Source organism: Bartonella bilalgolemi (assembly GCF_023500045.1).
GTDB lineage: Bacteria > Pseudomonadota > Alphaproteobacteria > Rhizobiales > Rhizobiaceae > Bartonella > Bartonella bilalgolemii.
The window spans coordinates 22013-38558 of record NZ_JAMCOF010000001.1; the positions used below are offsets into that span (position 1 = coordinate 22013).

8 protein-coding genes are annotated in these 16546 nt (G+C 36.5%); 5 read left to right on the forward strand and 3 right to left on the reverse strand.

The genetic code is table 11. From position 1 onward, the window contains the following. Nucleotides 1-4 precede the first annotated feature (4 nt). Nucleotides 5-4657: a translocation/assembly module TamB domain-containing protein gene (locus M4Z11_RS00095; RefSeq protein WP_249674134.1), complete on the reverse strand. Its 4653-nt coding sequence runs from the start codon at nucleotides 4655-4657 to the stop codon at nucleotides 5-7. After that, nucleotides 4657-6597 carry an autotransporter assembly complex protein TamA gene (locus M4Z11_RS00100; RefSeq protein ID WP_249674916.1) on the reverse strand — a complete coding sequence of 647 codons (1941 nt, stop codon included), beginning with the start codon at nucleotides 6595-6597 and terminating at the stop codon, nucleotides 4657-4659. The genes M4Z11_RS00095 and M4Z11_RS00100 overlap by 1 nt, the downstream gene beginning before the upstream one ends. 456 nt (nucleotides 6598-7053) lie before the next feature. Here M4Z11_RS00100 and M4Z11_RS00105 point away from each other — a divergent pair, with 456 nt between their 5' ends. Beyond that, nucleotides 7054-8586, forward strand: coding sequence for a YifB family Mg chelatase-like AAA ATPase (locus M4Z11_RS00105; RefSeq protein WP_249674136.1), 1533 nt, complete (start codon nucleotides 7054-7056; stop codon nucleotides 8584-8586). 11 nt (nucleotides 8587-8597) lie between these two features. On the opposite strand, the gene M4Z11_RS00110 is transcribed toward M4Z11_RS00105, so the two are convergent. Then, nucleotides 8598-9491 (reverse strand): transporter substrate-binding domain-containing protein, encoded by an 894-nt coding sequence (locus M4Z11_RS00110; RefSeq protein WP_249674140.1) that lies wholly within the window; start codon nucleotides 9489-9491, stop codon nucleotides 8598-8600. Between the two features lie 655 nt (nucleotides 9492-10146). Here M4Z11_RS00110 and gyrB point away from each other — a divergent pair. From gyrB to coaBC, 4 genes are all read left to right on the forward strand, one after another. Next, nucleotides 10147-12576 carry a DNA topoisomerase (ATP-hydrolyzing) subunit B gene (gyrB, locus tag M4Z11_RS00115; RefSeq protein ID WP_249674144.1) on the forward strand — a complete coding sequence of 810 codons (2430 nt, stop codon included), beginning with the start codon at nucleotides 10147-10149 and terminating at the stop codon, nucleotides 12574-12576. Between the two features lie 121 nt (nucleotides 12577-12697). After that, nucleotides 12698-13480, forward strand: a complete 783-nt coding sequence (gene ubiE / locus M4Z11_RS00120) for a bifunctional demethylmenaquinone methyltransferase/2-methoxy-6-polyprenyl-1,4-benzoquinol methylase UbiE (protein WP_249674148.1) — start codon at nucleotides 12698-12700, stop codon at nucleotides 13478-13480. 3 nt (nucleotides 13481-13483) lie between these two features. Next, nucleotides 13484-15070 carry a 2-polyprenylphenol 6-hydroxylase gene (gene ubiB, locus M4Z11_RS00125; RefSeq protein WP_249674153.1) on the forward strand — a complete coding sequence of 529 codons (1587 nt, stop codon included), beginning with the start codon at nucleotides 13484-13486 and terminating at the stop codon, nucleotides 15068-15070. A 72-nt stretch (nucleotides 15071-15142) separates the two neighbouring features. Then, entirely contained in the window at nucleotides 15143-16543 is a 1401-nt protein-coding gene (coaBC, locus tag M4Z11_RS00130; protein ID WP_249674157.1) for a bifunctional phosphopantothenoylcysteine decarboxylase/phosphopantothenate--cysteine ligase CoaBC, read from the forward strand. Nucleotides 16544-16546 lie beyond the last annotated feature (3 nt).

Sequence of the window (16546 nt, forward strand, 5' to 3'; positions counted from 1 at the left end):
TAAGTTAATAATCTTTTTCATAAAACAAGCCAAAACTCGTATTTTCTTCACTGCCTATAGCCCCTTTAGCTTTAAGATGGCGTGAAATATCCAAATTAATTGTTCCTTTCGTTGTTCCATTGGATCCTGCTTCAAAACCCAGGTAAATATTATCATGGATATAGCGTCCAACACGTAAACCTGTGTTGCCTTTTTTGTCGACAACAACATCAAGATCATCGAGACCAATACGAGTGCGTAAAGTATTTAATAAAGATGTATTAGAAGCACCAGCAAACTCAGCTGCCGCTGCTGTAAGCTGAACAATTTGAAATGGTGATAATTCGTTAAGGGAGCGATTGAAAATCAAACGTGCTAATACCTCATCCTGTGGCAAAACAGGTTGTGAAGAAAACTGAATATCAAGATTATCAATTGTCCCTCTTACTATCACATTAACACGAATATCGCCATTATTATTATTGGTAATAAAATAAACAGTAGGATTAAGATTACCGTTAAAGCTTGCCTGTCCTTTTTCGAAATTGAGACGTTGTGAAAGAATATCAAACCTTCCGCGAATCATTTGTAATTCACCAACCGGACGCATACCCTGCAAAGGACCTTTTAAATTAATACTTCCTCCTAATTCAGCATCTACTCCTCGACCACGTACAAAAAATTTGTTGTGTGCATTAATTTTTACATTCAACCGCACAACAGAAGAAGACTCTTCAGAAACATTTTGATTATGATCAAAAGTTTTAACATTAGCTCGTTCAAGTGTTTTTTGAATCGGTACGATTAAATTCTTATGTTTAAGATCTAAAAATGCTGAATTTTTAAAATTATCAGGGATAAGAAATTCTGCTTTTTCAACTGTGATATCACCACCAATAACAAGATCACGCAAAAAATAACCAGTTACTGTCATTTCGCCTGTTAATGTTGCAAAAACCATAGATCCATCATTATAATGGGCATGATCGAGATAAATAACTAAATTGGTCTGTAAATCATTAGAAATGCGACCTGAAGCAGAAAGAGACCCTCCATAAGATGAAGAAGCATAAGCATTCTCTAAAATTATATGATCACCATTCAATTTGCCTGCAAACCTTATATTATTCAATTCTAAATTTGTTTGTGTATCTAAAAAATAACCATTAGATACAGAAAAGTGTCCTTCTAATTGCGGCTGAGATAATGCACCACTGATGGTGCTATCTATTTTTACTATTCCCGCTACATGTGCACCACGTTCAGCTACAAATTGATTCATAAAATCAAGAGGCATCATGCCTTTAACACGCAATTCAATTTTCGAATTATTCAAAGAAATTTGTCCATTAACAGAAAGATCTAAATTGGCACCCGATGCTATTATATGCTCAATATGAAATGTCGATTTTTTATAAAAACCACGGATATTCATATTAATTGGCTCTTGTCCTTTATGAGTCATGACTGTCAAATTTTGACTAGAGAGATCAAAATGGGTAGACAAATTCTTCCAATCTCCACCAATATCAACCTCACCAATTACTTCTCCTCCAAGAAGCTGTCCCTTGATAAAACCATTGATCAAATGTGAAGGAAAATTTTTTAAATTAACATGTAAATCAAAACTACTCTTATCTAGAGGGACTTTTCCTTGTGCTTGTGCTTGCAATCCATCTCCACTTAGCTCAGCATATAAAAGAAGATCCTGATTGACCGTTTTACCCTTAGCAGAAAAAGCAAAAGGTTTTACTTTCTGTTCTTGAAAAGAAGCAATCGTCAACTCTTGACCCCTTATATCATAGATTATCTCAGGCTTTGTCAAACTCCCATGAACCATAATATCTCCTGTTAAAGTCCCGGCAGCATCAAGATCTGGTTTCCAAAGATTTGCTAATGTAGCAGGAACAGCATTCATTGTAAGATGCAAATTAAGAGTATCTTGAATATTGCCTGAAAGCGCGATCTCACCTCCATTGATAGAAATTCCTAACTTACTCATCGTTATTCCATTTTTATCGAAGAGGATGGTCACTGGTTTAAGTAACGCTGCGTGCAAACTGGCTTGTTTCAAATCTATAGTTTCAAGCTGCACTTTTTGTTTCACATCTGCAAATAACCCTTCTGTTATAACGCGTCCAGAAAGCTTTGCATCCGTATCATTATGCAGCACTGCCTGAACATTAAAAACCGTTTGTCCATTGTTATTCACAGCTTGAGCATTCAAATGATTTACCATCATGAATGGTGTTCGAATATGTTCTGCATTAACAGAACCTTTAAATTGTATCGCGCCAAAAGGATTGAATATATCAGCTTGTATAGCCAATTTTTTTATTTCATTTTTTGCAAGTATAAAACGGTTAACATCAGCTTTTAAATTTGCTATTTGTTGGTTATTTCTTTCATCAAAGATAAAATCTCCTTTCACTTTCCCACTCCCTTTTTGCAAAAATAATGCAGAAAGAGTTGAAATATCGTCCGCATCAATATGCAAGTTTCCTTTCAAAAAACGTTCAAACGTTTGAGCAATATCACCGGTTATACGCGCATCACCTCCTTTAATATTTATACTCTGAAGTTTCCAGATATGGTCGGTATTGTTAAAAGCCGCGGAGAGCTGTAATGGTTTCTCAGCAAAAGTCCCCTTTCCTTCTATAAAGCCCGTTAAATAGGAGTTAACTGGTGATGTATTATCCATAAGTACATTAACATTGAATATTGTATTTTGAAGCTTTTTCCCAACCAAAAAGGCTTCAACAATTTCAGCCTTTGTACTGATTGTTATAAGACTATTATGTCCTCTAGCTGCACCTTTAATTGTAGCAGAGCCATTCATTCTTGAATCTAACAGAGTAAGATTAGATATTTGAGCAGAAAAATCCATTTCAGCACTTTCTCTGCCAAAATAGCCATCAGCTTTTATATTGGCAAACTGGCTTTTTAAATGGAAATTGTTTACAATTAAACCTATTGCATTCCACGCAATATCACCTGAAAGAAAAAGTTCTCCCTTTAATAAATGATCAATTGCTCCCCTTCCTATTGCAGCATTGTCAGTTATGCCTAAAAATTTAAGATCAAAAGTACCTTTAATTAAATTAAAATTTACTTTTGCTTTAATATCCGCACCACCAGAAAATGACTGCCCATTCAACAAACCCAAAGGTGCTAATGTCCGCGCTTTTACACCAAGATCGCCTTTAAAAATGAAACGATCCATTTGTCCTTTTAACAAAATAGAAAAATCCTGAGCTTTAATACTAAAATTATGGATTGACATTGGTTTTCCAGAAAGAATATCCGTATCAATATGTATATAAACTGGTTGATTTAGATCTTCTGCAAAACCATCCTTAATCCTTGTAATTCCCTGAAGAGTACCATTAATCTGAATACCTACATGACGAGAAACTAAATTATCAAGATTTTTACTCACACCCCCCATATCAAAAACGGCATCACGAATATGAACATTGTCATTGCTCAAATGATGTATGGCAAGCCGCCCTTTCCAAGTTTGTTGTCCTTTACGGCCATAATCAACTGTTAAAGCAAGATTATCTACGCGTGTTCGTGTCTCTAACTGTGGTAAGGGAGTTGATGATTTTTCTTTATCAAAAGCTATTTTGCCATCAATAAAAAGACGTCGTAAAAATCCATCATGCGCTATTTCAGCATTAGCTACAACATCAATTGCATCTCCTTGAATGGTCATATGATTAAGCTGCATTGCACCTTCGTTTGTCATCGTTGCTTTTGCTTTTAAAGCAACATTAGATTCGAAGAATCTACGATATTTAGATTGAGCAGGCATTAAAAGACCGATTGTTCCCCCTAAATTCGTTACAAGACTATAACCTTCTGAAACTCCTGCAAGAACAAAATTTCCCTCTACAATAGGTTGCTGATTAGCTTTTAAATTAATCATAATAACCAAATCATCAAAAGTTCCATTACCTTTAATTGAGAGGTTTAATGCAGGACGTTTTTCAAGATCAAGAATATTAGCCATAATACCATTTTGCGGTTCGTCAGCAATAATATCAATTGTAGCTGTACGATCGTCCTTGGATATTTTTGTCAAGATAGAAAAATAACCTAATTCATCTAAACGTTGAAACTCTATATTAGTATCCAGCTCATCATTATTTAAGGTTAAATGCCCTTTTAATGATACATCAGAAGTAAAGCCAAAAATGTCCTTTTCAAAGGTCAGACACTCAACCATCAATGTATTAACAAAAATTGCCATAGGCAATTTGGGTATGGAAAACTGATCGGCTTCAAAAAAAGAAATTGAGGACGAGTTCTGTGGTTTACGTAAAAATATAATTTTTTCTGCTGAAAGTTGATTAATTTCAACATGTCCTCGCAATAAAGCTAAACGATTCCAATCAACCTTAGCGTTGTTAATTTTAAGCCAAATACCTTTGTTATCACTTATAGTAATTGTATCAATAGAGGCCTGTGAAGATAATACTCCCTGGATATTATGCAAACGAATTTGTCGATTAGGTGCTGAAATTTTACGTTCAATAAAAGAGATAAGCCATGAACGATCATTTCTTATTTCTTCTCCAGTGAATGAATTTCCTCTCTGAACAAATAAAAAAAAGCTTATCATTAAAAGAGAAAATCCAAATAAAAAAAACCTCAAATACCACATTTTTTTCATTAGAACGCTTGTCCCATACCCACATAAAAACCAACACGGGGATCACCTTTCTCTCGCTTAAAAGGAAAAGCTACATCAAACCGAAAAGGGCCAAAACCAGTCATATAACGACCTCCAATACCCACTCCCCATTTCATTTGTCGTGAAAAATTAAAATGCGTTTTTTCCCCTACAAAACCACCATCAATAAAACTCACAAATCCTATTTTATTATTAAAGAAAAAGCGTAATTCAGCTGACCCTTCAACAATAGAACGCCCACCAACAATAGTATCATTTTCTGTTTTTATGCCAATATTGCGATAAGCATAACCTCTAACAGATCCACCGCCACCAGCAAAAAAAAGTGTATCTGAAGGCAATTCAGCTATATTACCTCCGATAATTGTACCAAACTTTACTCGTGTTGAAAAAATAAAATGATCTTTTACATCAAATGCCCAATAAGACCGACCTTCTATTGTCATTTTTGTCACAAAATTATCAAAACGCATTTCATAAAGCGGTTCAAGAACTGCTTCACTATATAGGCCTTTTGTTGCATTAACTGTACTATTACGGCCATCATAAATCATACCACTCAATAATCCAATTGTGGTGAAATGACGGTTCCCAAAATAATCATCACGTGAATAACCATTAAAAGTAGCTAAAGCAACTCGCCCTGATAACTTATCATTAAAGATATGCGTAATTCCTAACTGCGCTTTGAGAGCTGTGGTAGTATAATTATCTAAAACATCTTGTTCTCCTTTCAGTTCTGCTGAAAAATCCGTATCAGGAGTAATGATGCCAGGCTTAATGAATGTTGCCCCCAAAAGATAATCAAAATTTTTCGGATGATAAGATTCTTCTTTTCTACTACCAATATCACTTATTTTAGTCTCAATTTTAAGGTGTTCTGCCTGCCCAAAAAGGTTATTGTGCATCCAATAGACTTCAAGCCCTGCGCCATCTAATGTCGAATAGCTACCACCAATGCCAAAACGTCGTGGTTTACGTTCTTCTAAAATAAGTGTCAGTGGTAAATGACCATCGAAACTAATTGTTTCAGCCTCACGCAAAGTCACTGCACGAAAAACATCAAGTCGTGCAAGCCGTTTATTTGCTTTGATCAACGCATCAGGATTATATTGTTGATCTAGTTTTAATCCTGTCATCCATGCAATATAAGCTGAATCCATACGTGGCTGTTCACTCACATTACGCACATTTAAAGGGCCGTAATAAGCCTTTTTTCCAGGATTAACTGTAATCTGCGCATCAACAAAGCGCGCTGCATGATCAGCAACCATATCACGATTCACAATATTTGCCTTAGCATAACCGTGTTGGCGCCACCTTTCTATTAACCACCGTTCTGCTTTAAGAACAGTCTCAGATTTTGCAACAGCACCAACCTTATAACCTAAATTTTCCACTGAAAGAATTTCACCTATTTTATAATTTTCAAGAGAAAAATCTTTATTGAAATTCGCAACATTAAAAACATATTGTGGACCAGCATCAATTGTAATGACAATACTCGACTGGGCAGGTAATTGAGCCAAAGGGCTTAAGTCAGAAACTTCTAAACCATTAATCTTAATACTAATGATACCACCATAACGTCCATCAGCATAGAGAGCTGCAAGTATTGTCCGATAATTTGAACGGGCTTTAGCTAACAAACCAGATGAATTTGCTACTGCTTTACCTTGATCAGAAACAAGAGAAGACGCGGCTTTAGCTATTTTAATCCCTTCTGATGGAGCCCCCGGTGGAGCAACCACCTCAATTGTATAAGATTTTTCTGCGTTATTTATTCCATATGGAAAAAAAGCTGATTTTTTTTTTCCAAATAAATGAAAACCAAAAAGCTCAAATGCCACAACTGACCGTGTAAAAGTAAAAATTAGGCATAAAGCTACCACTACACTGTATGCGGTTATTAACTTCAGCGAAATTTTTGTCCGACATATTACCAAATCAGGTACTCTTAACAAACATTTTGATGTTTTTTCTTATAAATAAACTTAACTAAATAATTACAAACATTGTTTTTTATTTAAGTTCTTCACCCTTTTAATTACATTAAATAATACACTTTTCTTACATATGTTATTTCATATTTCTTTTTCGTTTTTTCTTCGTATTCACAAGATTTTGAAGAACTGTGAAACAAAGCTTTGTGTAGTGTTATATTTTTATGTTTTTAATACATTCATTTAATTGATTTTAAATACTTTATTGAAGCATATATTATTATAGTTAAATTTATACAAATGGTCCTCCATTACAGTGCTATCAAATCTTTCTATATAACTTCATCAAAAAGCGTGTAGAAGCACTTCTTGATTTTTATACATAGATATGATTGTGTCTTTCAAATAAAAGAAGGCGGGGGAAATAAAATAATGGTCGCGCATGTTACAACGGTTGCTTTTCGTGGTCTAGAAGCAATTCCTGTTGATGTACAAGTTATGATTTCCTCTGGTAAAATAGGAATGGCTATTGTTGGATTAGCCGACAAAGCGGTCGCAGAAAGCCGTGAACGAATACAAGCAGCTCTTCATGCTTGCGGGCTTTCTATGCCAAACAAACGAGTGACTGTTAATCTTGCACCAGCTGATTTGCCCAAAGAAGGTTCACATTATGACCTTCCCATTGCCATAGGCTTAATGCTTGCTATGAATCTTCTTCCTTCCAAGATAGGCCAAAAATATATCATTTTAGGTGAATTATCACTTGATGGATCTATTAACTCTGTTAATGGTGTTTTACCTACTGCAATGACGGCATTATCCCTTGATAAAGGATTAATTTGCCCTCACAAATGTGGTCCCGAAGCAGCATGGGTAAATACAGAAATGGATATTCTTGCTCCTGAAACTCTTCTTACTATAATTAACCATTTTAAAGGAACACAAATTCAAAAAAGACCACAACCACGTCAATATACCACATCAACCGAATTACCAGATCTCTGTGAGATTAAAGGACAACAATCTGCAAAACGGGCATTGGAAGTTTGTGCAGCTGGACGGCATAATCTTCTATTTGTAGGCCCTCCTGGTGCAGGTAAATCTATGCTAGCCCAATGCTTACCTTCAATTTTACCACCTCTTGATAGCCGTGAGCTTTTAGATGTCGCTCTCATTTCTTCTATTACAGGAGAAACAACACATAATGCTATATCACGCCATTGTCCTTTTCGTTCTCCACATCATTCTGCCTCTATGGCGGCAATGATCGGTGGTGGCCTCAAAGGACGACCAGGAGAAGTATCACTTGCTCATAATGGTGTTTTATTTCTAGATGAATTTCCTGAATTTTCTCCTCAAGTGCTTGATTCTCTTCGTCAACCTTTAGAGAGCGGAGAATGTGTTATTGCCCGTGCCAATCATCATATAAGTTATCCTGCCCGTATCCAACTCATCGCTGCAATGAATCCTTGTCGATGCGGTATGGCTGGTGAAAAAGGCCATGTTTGTTCCAAAGGTATACGGTGTCAAATTGATTATCAATCCCGTATTTCTGGTCCTCTACTTGATCGTATTGATTTACGTATTGAAGTCCCTGCTTTAACAGCTATGGATCTCATGCAACAAAAACAGTCAGAAAAAAGTTATAAAGTCGCAAAACGAGTCGCACAGGCGCGTTCTATTCAAGCTAAACGTTTTGCAACACTTGGTCTTCCCCACATCCGCACCAATAGTGACTGTCCGGCAAAAATCATTGAACAAATCGCTATTCCCGATCAAAATGCAGCTACATTACTACGCGATGTTAGCGAAAAGATGCACCTTTCCGCACGTGCTTATCATCGTATTCTCAAAGTCGCACGCACTATTGCTGATCTTGATCAAGCACAGCACCTTGCACGCCATCACCTTGCAGAAGCCATCTCCTATCGGTTAAACAACGAAAGACTTGTAACTATTACTTAATGAGTTTTGAATTAATAAAAACTAATTGGAAAATAACGTAAATAAAGCTCTGTAAGCTTGCCATCACGCTCTAAAGATTTTAGAGCATAATTAAGAATATCAACTAATTGTGCATTCTTTTTTGCAACAGCAATTCGCATTCCTGCTCCTAAAAATTGTGGAGCTATGTAAGCTTCCCCAACAAAATGACAACAATCTATTGATTGCGGATCATTTATCCATAAAGACAAAGCCAACCCATCATCAAAAATAAGATCAATTTCATGGTCCTGTAATGCTTTATAGAGCATTTTTCTATCATTAAACCCCTGCCACTCGGCTTTAGGAAAATAACTATGAAACAGTTTTTCATATGCACTATTAATCAAAAATCCACTCTTTAAATACTCAAGTTTATCACTTATTAGCTCATTAAAATTCAAAGACTTATATGATACAAAACGTGCAGGAAAACGCAAATAAGTTTGGGTGAAAGCAAAATATTGATGCATTTCCGCTGTTTCTTCTAAACCAGCAATCATTGCCTCTGCTTCATCGCTGTTGAGATGATTTATCAACTCATTCCGAGGAACAACTTCTACTTCACACAGTTTTTCAAGTGTTAGCTTTACACAAATAGCGCGTAATAAATCAGCATTATAACCTGCAAGATGGCCTGTTTTATCAAGAAAGTTAAAAGGAGGAAAATCAAACGTTGTAACAAAACGTAAACGGGCTATATTGGCTATATCAGGCTGTATCAAATGTTCATGCGCATTAAAAAAAGAAGGAAGCCTTCCTCCCATCCCAACCTGTACAAAAGATGAAAAAAAAAGGACTGACGCTATAAACAAAATTCCAATAAAAGAATTTAACATATTGATAAATATATTCATTTTTAAAATCTTTTCCCATAAATTATTCATAGCTAAACTGCTCTTTTCTCTTTGTCATAATGTTAAAAATTCAACTAAAAAGAGTTGGTATTTTAAATAGGTTAAAGTATTTGATATTTCTCACAATTATTAAAAAGTTTAATAGTTTCCATGTATCTTTAGAATATCTATAATATGGATTTTATAGTGTGCTTTTTGTAGATAAAAATATGGAAAACAAGAGTTCTTTTTAGTGCAGAATAAATTTCTATAGTAGTATCGGCTTTATTCCTGTTTTCCTCGTAATTATTGTGACTTTTTTCTATTATGCAAGAATGATGCCTTAATTTTATAAATACTATTATCTAGATACTATCAATTCAAAGCAGTAAGGCAATAACTTCCCTTTCACGGAACGTAAATTTTATTTTAAAGCTATAAAATATAACCAAGGTAACCCTTCACTTTTTACAACAAGGTCTTCTTTCCTCATCATTTTATGATATCGTGCAATACGTATCGACAAAACATCATCATTTCAATACGAAAAAACCTTTATATCTATTCTAAACATGACACATGTTGAATATAGATTTGATATACGGTAAACATCTAATGTTGTTATTCTATAAATAACGAGCTAAAATATCTAAGCGCACAAAAAACTGATGAAATATTGAAATTAAATACAGAAATGGATTGACCTATGAGTGATGAAACGACTTCGCCAATGTGTGGTGACTATGGTGCATCTTCCATTAAAGTGCTTAAAGGTCTTGACGCTGTGCGCAAACGTCCTGGCATGTATATTGGTGATACCGATGATGGTTCAGGCCTGCATCATATGGTTTATGAAGTTGTAGATAACGCTATTGATGAAGCTTTAGCCGGTTACGCTACTCTTGTAAATGTCACGCTTCATGCTGATGGATCCTGTTCTGTTCGTGATAATGGACGTGGAATTCCAACAGATATTCATCCAACTGAGGGTGTTTCAGCCGCTGAAGTCATTATGACGCAACTTCATGCTGGTGGAAAATTTGATCAAAATTCTTACAAAGTTTCCGGGGGATTGCACGGTGTTGGTGTCTCTGTGGTTAATGCACTTTCTGTTTGGCTGCGGTTACGCATTAAGCGTGATGGCAAAATTCATGAAATGTCGTTTACCCACGGAGTCGCCGATTCCGCATTAGAAATTGTTGGTGATTGCGATTCAGAAAGTGGAACAGAAATAACTTTTTTACCAAGTTCTGAAACCTTTACAATGGTTGAATTTGATTTCGAAACTTTAGAACGTCGTCTACGGGAATTAGCTTTTTTAAATTCGGGAATATACATTCTTCTTACTGATCAACGTCGTGCAGATGTTCAATCAGTAGAATTGCATTATGAAGGTGGATTAATTGAATTTGTCAAACATATCGATCAATCAAAAAAAGCTCTCATTGATAATCCTATTTATATCACAAACGAAAAAGATGGCATGAGTGTAGACGTTGCTTTATGGTGGAATGATTCCTACCATGAAAAAGTATTGTGTTTTACTAATAACATTCCGCAACGAGATGGAGGAACTCATTTAGCAGGTTTTCGTAGCGCTTTAACACGTCAAATTAATGGTTATGCAGAATCCTCAGGAATTGCTAAAAAAGAAAAAGTTAGTTTAACCGGTGATGATTGTCGTGAAGGCTTAACAGCTATTCTTTCTGTCAAAGTACCTGATCCAAAATTTTCCTCTCAGACAAAAGATAAATTGGTTTCTTCAGAGGTGCGCCCTATTGTTGAAAATTTGGTAAATGAAGGTCTTTCAGCATGGCTAGAAGAACACCCTAATGAAGCAAAAATTCTTATTAGTAAAGTAGTAGAAGCTGCAGCGGCCCGTGAAGCAGCCCGTAAAGCACGAGAACTCACACGACGTAAAGGGGCCCTCGATATCACTTCTTTACCAGGAAAACTTGCTGATTGTCAGGAACGTGATCCTACAAAATCAGAAATCTTTATTGTTGAGGGAGATTCAGCCGGTGGATCCGCTAAAAGTGGGCGTTCACGTCAAAATCAAGCGATTTTGCCCTTACGTGGCAAAATTCTTAACGTCGAACGAGCACGTTTCGACCGAATGCTCTCATCTGAAATGATCGGAACACTCATCACCGCCCTTGGTACTTCGATTGGGAAAGATGAATTTTCACCAGATAAGGTACGTTATCATAAAATTATTATTATGACAGATGCAGACGTTGACGGAGCACATATCCGTACCCTACTTCTCACCTTCTTTTTTAGGCAAATGCCTGAATTGATTGAACGCGGATATTTGTATATTGCTCAACCACCTCTTTATAAAGTATCACGTGGTAAATCTTTTCAATATATAAAAAATGAAGCAGCATTCGAAGAATTTTTAATTGATACTGGATTAGAAGAAACAACATTAGAACTTTCAACAGGTGAAGTTTTTGCCGGCACTGATTTGCGTAAGCTTGCTGAAGATGCTCGTATGTTACGCCAACTTCTCAATGGTCTTCACACACGCTATGATCGTAATATTGTTGAGCAGGCAGCAATTGCTGGTATTTTTAGCTTTGAAGCCTTTGCAACACCAGAAAAAGCTCAACAAACAGCAGACAATGTGGCAAATCGCCTAGACTTAATTGCTGATGATATGGAGTGTGGTTGGAAGGGTATCTGTGCACCAGAAGGAGGACTACATTTTGAGCGTATTTTGCGTGGTGTTAAAGAAATTATTACGCTCGATGCAGGACTTATAAATTCATCGGATGCGCGCCAAATTGATCGTATTGCCCAAAATCTCATAGAAGTCTATAGCCCTCCTCCTCTCTTGCATCGCAAGGATAAGTCAGAGCGCATTTTGGGGCCCATTGGTTTATTAGAAAGTATTTTTAAAAATGGCAAAAAAGGTTTGACTTTACAGCGTTATAAAGGTCTTGGAGAAATGAATGCTGACCAATTGTGGGAAACGACCCTTGATCCTGATGCACGGACTCTTTTACAAGTTAAAATTAATGATGCAACTGATGCAGATTCACTCTTTTCTCGCTTAATGGGTGATGAAGTTGAACCACGGCGATCTTTTATCCAAGATAATGCCTTAAGTGTTGCTAATCTGGATATCTAAAAGCACTTTTTTATCTTAAGCTGTATATAAACATTATGATTTTATCTGTTATTTTTTCGTATTTGAGCATTTTTTCCACATGTCGTTTACAATAAAAGAAAAATAAGAAAGGTCATGTATTATGGCAGCGGAAACAGAACGCATAGGAGTCGAAGGAGGCATGGAACATTCTTTTGGCTTCACAGAAATTGACGAAATGCAAAAACAATCTATGGTTGATAATGTATTTCATTCTGTTGCTGAAAACTATGACAAAATGAATGACATCTTATCTCTTGGACTCCATCGTGTATGGAAAAATTCCATGATAGCGTGGCTATCTCCCCCAGCCATTTCTAGCTGGAAAGCTCTTGATGTAGCTGGTGGCACCGGTGATATTGCTTTTCGTATTCTCAACGCCTCACATAGAAAAGCTCATGTTACAATCCTTGATATTAATGGATCAATGCTAAGCATTGGTAAAAAACGTGCACAAAAAAATAATCTTGCCTCCCTTATTGACTTCATTGAAGCCAATGCAGAACTTTTGCCTTTTGAAGATCAAAGTTTTGATGCTTATACTATCGCCTTTGGAATTCGTAATATACCACATATTGATAAAGCTCTGAGAGAAGCTTTTCGTGTTTTAAAACCAGGTGGACGTTTTTTATGCTTAGAATTTTCAAATGTTGACATGCCTCTACTTGATAAAATTTATGACCTTTGGTCTTTCCATGCTATTCCAAAACTGGGTCAATTCATTACAGGTGACCGTGATGCATATCGTTATTTGGTTGAATCGATTCGTAAATTTCCTAAACAAAATGACTTTGCTCATATGATTAAAAAAGCAGGTTTTTCCTTGGTATCATATCGCAATCTTACAGGTGCTATTGCAACACTGCATTCAGGTTGGAAGACTTAAAAAATGGTGCAAATTTCTACCTATTTTCAACTAATACGTGCATTGTTTATCTTTACGCGAGAAGGAGTTATTAGCGCTCTCCCTTGCGATGGCCTTCAAGGATTTCCAGCAGTATATCACCGTATAGCGAGCGCCTTAGCACACCGCAAAACGAAAAAAAAACACCGATCTGAAAACATATCATATGCTATCAATAAACTTGGCCCGTCTTACGTCAAACTTGGTCAATTTCTTGCTACTCGGCCAGATATTGTCGGACGCGATATTGCAGAGGACCTAGCTCAACTCCAAGATCGTGTTCAAACTTTTCCCTGTACTGATGCAATTATTCAAATCGAAAATTCTCTTGGCCAATCTATTAATAATTTATTCACAGATTTTCACCCACCTATTGCAGCCGCTTCTATTGCCCAAGTTCATCCAGCTGAATACTATGATAAAACAGGTCACAAAAAAAAATGCGCTGTTAAAGTTATCCGTCCTAATATTAGAAATCGTTTTGCAAAAGACCTTAAAGGCTTTTATCTCATTGCCCGTTTACAAGAACGTTATATACCTGCCTCCCGACGTTTATGTCCTGTTCGTGTTGTTGATACTTTGGCACAAACAACACAAATTGAAATGGATTTGCGCTTAGAAGCTGCTGCTATATCAGAAATGGCTGAAAACATCCAACATGATGCAGGTTTTCGGGTACCCCAAATTGATTGGGAACGAACAGGAAGAAATGTTTTAACAATGGAATGGATCGATGGCATAAAAATATCTGATATTCCAGCACTTAAAAAAGCTGGTTTTGATTTAAAAGCTTTAGCCATTACGCTCATTCAATCTTTTCTCCGTCATACTTTACGGGATGGCTTTTTTCATGCTGATATGCATCCTGGTAATTTATTTGTTGATCCACAAGGATGTATTGTTGCGGTTGATTTAGGAATTACAGGACGGCTTGGAAAAAAAGAAAAGCATTTTCTTGCTGAAATTCTTTATGGTTTTATTACTCGCGATTATCATCGTGTAGCATACGCCCATTTTGAAGCAGGCTATGTCCCATCACATCATAATATTGAGAGTTTTGCTCAAGCAAACCGAGCTATTGGTGAGCCTATTCACGGACAATCTGCACAAAGTATTTCTATGGCCAAATTGCTTACACTCTTATTTGAAGTTACTGAACTATTTGACATGAAAACGCGACCTGAACTCTTATTACTGCAAAAAACCATGGTTGTTGTTGAAGGAGTAGCGCGCTCATTAGATCAAGATTTTAACATGTGGAAAGCCTCTGAACCAATTGTAAAAGAATGGATTAGCAAAAACTTGGGACCGGTCGGACTCATAAAAGATTTGAATGAAGGAACACAAGCGTTGCTTTCACTCGTACGTCAAACTCCGCAATTGATACAAAATTTTCAACAGATAGAAGAAGGATTAAGTAAAATGACAAAGACAGGGCTTTATCTTTCTCCTGCTACGCTTAAACAACTTGCTTTTGAACAAAGCCGCACTAACCGTTATGGCCGCTATAGTTTATTCATTATTGCTTCTTGTTTGCTTCTTGTTACTTTTTTTCTTTTTCCTTCTTTCTAACTTACGCAATATATTAAAGGAAACACAATTAATGAAATTACTGCTATCATTTTAATATCTCGGAGATATATTATGGCCAATATTACCCTTCGAAATGTATCACCTGAGATTCAAGAATTTTTACGTATACGCGCTGCACAAAAGGGTATTTCTATAGAGGAAGAAACTCTTCACCTATTAAATAATCTCGCAGAAACATCTATTACATCACCAAGACAAGCAAGCACTACTGAACAACAATCATTAAAATCAAAATCGATTCTTCTTATTATTGGTGGAAGTATTGCCGCATATAAAGCACTTGATTTGATTCGCCGTTTGCGAGAACGTGGAGCTCATTTAAACATTGTTATGACAAGAACAGCTCAAAAATTTGTTACCCCTCTAGCCGCTGAAGTTCTCAATGGTGGTAATGTATATAACGATTTATTTTCACGTGAAGAAGAACAAGATGTTGCTCATATCCGATTAGCGCGTCAGGCAGATTTAATTATTGTAGCTCCAGCCACTGCGAATCGTATTGCAAAAATAGCTACTGGAATAACGGATGATTTAGCCAATTGCATCATTTTAGCAGCACGTTGTCCACTTTTGATTGCCCCTGCAATGAATCCAGCCATGTGGACACACCCAGCAACTATTCGTAACATCGCAAAATTGCGTGAGGATGGAGTTCACATAGTAGGACCAGAAGTAGGCGAAATGGCTGAACAAAACGAAAGAGGTTGTGGACGTATGAGCGAACCTCTAACCATTGTAGCTTCAACAGAAGCGCTTTTGGGTGCACGAACAAAACCACTTTCTGGTCGCTACTTCACTGTAACTTCCGGTCCTACTCATGAACCAATAGATCCAGTACGTTATCTAGCTAATCACTCATCAGGCAAACAAGGACATGCCATTGCAATAGCCTTAGCTAACTTAGGTGCAACCGTGACACTTATTTGTGGACCTGTCGATCTTATGGATCCAGAAGGAGTAAAAACTATTCATGTGAAAACAGCTTGCCAAATGTTACAAGCCGTGCAAGAAACACTCCCTGCTGATGGTGCTATTTTTGTTGCTGCTGTTTGTGACTGGCGCAGCCAAACACAATCTTTACAAAAAATAAAAAAGGAATCCAACAAAACACCATTTTCTTTGCACATGGTTGAAAATCCTGATATTCTAGCTACAATCGGTCATGCTCCAAATCGTCCTCCACTTGTGATTGGCTTCGCTGCTGAGACCTGCAATATCATTGCTAATGCACAAAAAAAATGTGTTCAAAAAGGAGCAAACTTCATTCTTGCAAATGATGTTTCTCTTCATGCGGATGGCACAAACATCATGGGTTCTGATACAAATGAAATTTTTTTCGTAAGCAAAGACAATGTCGAATATTGGCCATATATGAGCAAACAAAAAGTAGCTGAGAAATTGGCAAGTGTTATTGTGTCATTTTTTTCTTCTCTTACTCTCATTCATGAATAACGA

Coding starts and splice junctions, on each gene's coding strand:
- M4Z11_RS00095 (WP_249674134.1), bottom strand. CDS start 4,657: ATGAAAAAAATGTGGTATTTGAGGTTTTTTTTATTTGGATTTTCTCTT.
- M4Z11_RS00105 (WP_249674136.1), top strand. CDS start 7,054: ATGGTCGCGCATGTTACAACGGTTGCTTTTCGTGGTCTAGAAGCAATT.
- M4Z11_RS00110 (WP_249674140.1), bottom strand. CDS start 9,491: ATGAATAATTTATGGGAAAAGATTTTAAAAATGAATATATTTATCAAT.
- gyrB (WP_249674144.1), top strand. CDS start 10,147: ATGAGTGATGAAACGACTTCGCCAATGTGTGGTGACTATGGTGCATCT.
- ubiE (WP_249674148.1), top strand. CDS start 12,698: ATGGCAGCGGAAACAGAACGCATAGGAGTCGAAGGAGGCATGGAACAT.
- ubiB (WP_249674153.1), top strand. CDS start 13,484: ATGGTGCAAATTTCTACCTATTTTCAACTAATACGTGCATTGTTTATC.
- coaBC (WP_249674157.1), top strand. CDS start 15,143: ATGGCCAATATTACCCTTCGAAATGTATCACCTGAGATTCAAGAATTT.